The following is a 3,314-nucleotide window of genomic DNA, read 5'->3' as shown; positions in this document are numbered from 1 at the left end:
AGTCCGCCTCATTCAGCTCAGTACGAACGCACCTCGTTCCGACCAGCACGCTCTCCCGCAGGTTGGCACCAGACAAGCGACTGTTGCCCAGATCGGCATAGCGCAAATCGATCCCCGCAAACTGCCCCTTCGCCAAATCGAGACCAGCCAATACTTTGTAGCCGTATTCCTGCTCCAGCCCTTCCTCCAGCCAGACGCGGATTTGCTGCGAATCTTTTGGGCGCACATCGCGGCAGTATACGATTTCGCTCTGGTCCAGGTACTCGCCGACGCGCACCTCCAGTTCGTCTTCCATTTCCACCTGCCAAAACGCTTCCACAGAATCTATCTGCTGCAACGCATACCGTCCCAGACTGACGACGTACTGGTGAAACTTCTCCGCCTGGGCGAGCTTGATCCGTTCGATCTCTGCCGGGCCGATCTGTCCGGCATACGCCCGCGCAGCCTCCGTCCACTCCGCCGCAAGCTCGTCCAGAAAGCGAAATGCCCAGCTCGCATCGTAAACGGCCTGGCATTCGACGGGATCAAAAAACCAGCGGCTGTCCGTTGCTTCCAGCAAATAATGGTTACTCCCGGACAACAGCTCCGTCCGCAGCATGGAGTAGGTCAAATAAGCCATTTTGCCTTTCTTCCCCTGCTGTTGCATCGCCGCCATTCGCTGGCAAATCTCGTCAAACGAACGGAGAAACGGCTGCACCAATCGCTCTTTTTCCGCCCGATAATACGCATCCAGCGCATGCAGCCGGGCAATCGTCCGTTTTGGCACTTCGTTTTCCCAAAAATGCTGCAAGGCTTCCTCTCTGCCCACGTCCTGTCCCCCCTTGCCGAAACGAAGATAACAAAAAACAGGTCAACTATGGTAATCTCTAACCATAATCGACCTGCTTCGTATAATGCTATTTCGTTAAATAGAGATACTTTTCCAGTTAACATTCTGAACGTACATCTTAATTTGTAAAAATATCTTAGCGATAGAACCAAAGTCCTGTTGATAATGATGAGGTAAATGTTAAACGTTTCTAGGTAGCCCGTCAAATAAAACAGCAGACGTAAAAAATTCGGTGCCCAATTCGACCTCCAACATTTCTTACGGTGTTTCCGTCAAAATGCCCCTTAGGGCTTTTGGAACATCTTCTAAATCTCTTTGTTACGTTGACGGAGCTAATCTTTTGAAATGATTCCCATGTGTTCTCTCTATCACACTTTGATTATGAGAGTTTATACAAAGTATTTTACAATCCCGCTTACGCTAATCAACTTATTGGACTCAACAAAGTCACTAAACCACTTTTTACTAAATCACTACGTCATTAAAAAGTTTTTCAAGAAGAAATACCACTCATCTTCATCAACCCAAGGAAATAAACTGCTGTATTTCTCTCCAAATACATAATCTCTAAGAAACTCCTCAAAATCACCTAACTCTTTGTCATAACAATTGCTAGGGTACCCAACAAATAAATGTACTCGTCCAGTATTTAAATTAAGCAAAAGGGGGTTATCAATAATTTTCCCAATACATAACCACTTTCCAATTAACCCAGGGTACTCATCAACATAATATTGAAAATTGTACAAATCACTCGGATGAAACAATACAATATTTCCGAAGAACGATTCTGCACTTTCTTCGAGATATTCAGAGTAAGTTCTTATTGAAGGCAGTTTAAAATCGATTATATTCAACTGACTTTGTTCATCCAGAGTCAATCCGTTGCTTATATAGCCATAAATAATTGTTTCTGGTTTTTTTATTTGAATTTCTCTCATTAAATCAAAAAATTTTTTCACTTGAAGATTCAATTACTCCCCCCCTCTCTTAGTTCTTTACTTGTTCCCAAATCTGTTTAATCAACAAAAAATTTGTTCTTGAATCTATAAGTTGTAGATTTCTTTTATTTACCGATCCCCCGAGGAGTAAAGGATGAATAAATTCTGCATCTTTATATTTTCTTATTACATTTATAAGATTACGTGTTTCCTCAGGGTACTTAGTGTAATACCTCCTATATATCCTTTTTATTACTTCTTGCTTATATTTACTTTTAAGGTAGTTCTCACCCATAGTTTTTTTTTGATAATCTCTAAATTTTTTTTCACTCATCAGAATCGCCCTTAGTAATCAATTTATTTTTTATCATAAACTGATACCACTCATCTTCATCAACCCAAGGAACAATTTCAGAATACTTTTCACCAAAAACATACTCTTTCATAAAATTATTGAATGTACCAAGGTTCATTCCTTCATCATCATACGGGATTTCTGAAAACCAATTTACACTTCCATCATTTTTATTAATTCCCATTGGTTCAGACATGATTTTACCAATACATAGCCAATTTTTTTCCCAATCAGGAAGAAAGTCTAACAGATTTTGGAACTCATGAATGCGAGGGAAATCAAATAAAACAATGCTGCCTAGAGAAAAACCTGAAACATCTTTTATAAAGTCAACATATTCGTAGACTTTTTCATTTGAATCAATGAATAATTTTTTATTTTGACTAATCAGATCATCATTAAGTCCATCCTCAATAATTCCAAAACTAAGGCTTGACGGACTTTCTCTTAATAGTTTTTTAACCTGAAGTACCTTTTTTATCAGGTCGCTATCCATGATTTCACCTCTTAACAACAATTTTTATTGGAGTTCCAACCGGAACCTTTTTTACATCCCTTATTTGGTTCCAGACGTCTCGTCCTAACTGCTGATTTGTGTAACCATCTAGAAGTTTTAAGTTTCTCCTTGTATCTGGCCCATTTAGTTGCAAATCCCACATATGGTCTGGATTCATTGTGTCAACACGTTTAATTAATTCTTTTGCTTTTTCTGGGTCTTTTTTTCCATACATCCTTTCAATTCTCTTTTTTACATCCTTTTTATATTTCTCTGTAATATACTTGTTCCTCTTTACTGGATTCTGTGCTCTAGTTAAATTTCCTTCTTTACTCAGTCTCTCTAAATATTTGGCTTTACGCTCAAAATCTCTCTTGTTCATGCCCTCTTTATATTCTAATGTCACTGTGAAGCCAGCATCATCGTCCGGCCCCTTAGGCACTTTCTCCGGCGGCTTCCCACCAGGTGTATCGGTCTTTTTGTAAGTCTCATCCCACTTCTTCTGATTCGCCGTTCGGCCGACACCCACCGCCTTATTCTCAGTCTTCGCCGCTTTCATGACAAATCCTTCCGGCGTCACCATTTTCGGCTGCAAAACATCTTCCAGTCTTTCCTTCACGCTGTTGGAAAGCTCTTGTGCCTTCTCCTTGACTGCCTGGGCTTTTCCTTTCACCTTGGCTTTCATTTCACGCG

Annotated in this window: 4 protein-coding genes and 1 pseudogene; all 5 read right to left on the bottom strand. The window is 40.5% G+C overall.

Annotation, left to right across the window (positions count from 1 at the left end; translation table 11 throughout):
* Positions 1 to 808 (bottom strand): pentapeptide repeat-containing protein (locus tag EDM57_RS22400; protein ID WP_122906892.1); only part of this gene is annotated, 808 nt, incomplete at its 3' end.
* A 494-nt stretch (positions 809 to 1,302) separates the two neighbouring features.
* Positions 1,303 to 1,803, bottom strand: a complete 501-nt coding sequence (locus tag EDM57_RS22395) for a hypothetical protein (protein WP_122906891.1) — start codon at positions 1,801 to 1,803, stop codon at positions 1,303 to 1,305.
* 16 nt (positions 1,804 to 1,819) lie between these two features.
* A complete protein-coding gene (locus EDM57_RS22390) occupies positions 1,820 to 2,104 on the bottom strand; it encodes a hypothetical protein (RefSeq protein ID WP_122906890.1) in 285 nt (94 codons plus the stop codon).
* A complete protein-coding gene (locus EDM57_RS22385) occupies positions 2,097 to 2,621 on the bottom strand; it encodes a hypothetical protein (RefSeq protein WP_122906889.1) in 525 nt (174 codons plus the stop codon). Before EDM57_RS22385 ends, EDM57_RS22390 begins: the two co-directional genes overlap by 8 nt.
* Before the next feature lie 4 nt (positions 2,622 to 2,625).
* Positions 2,626 to 3,314, bottom strand: a pseudogene (locus EDM57_RS23510) (hypothetical protein); the annotation flags it as partial.

This window comes from Brevibacillus gelatini, from assembly GCF_003710935.1.
GTDB classification, from domain to species: Bacteria; Bacillota; Bacilli; order Brevibacillales; family Brevibacillaceae; genus Brevibacillus; species Brevibacillus gelatini.
Note: the sequence above shows the minus strand (reverse complement) of the source record. Positions and strands in the feature narration are given on the sequence as shown.

Bases quoted from the DNA above. Each gene is read 5' to 3' on its own strand.
- EDM57_RS22385 (WP_122906889.1), bottom strand. From the start codon at position 2,621: ATGGATAGCGACCTGATAAAAAAGGTACTTCAGGTTAAAAAACTATTA.
- EDM57_RS22390 (WP_122906890.1), bottom strand. From the start codon at position 2,104: ATGAGTGAAAAAAAATTTAGAGATTATCAAAAAAAAACTATGGGTGAG.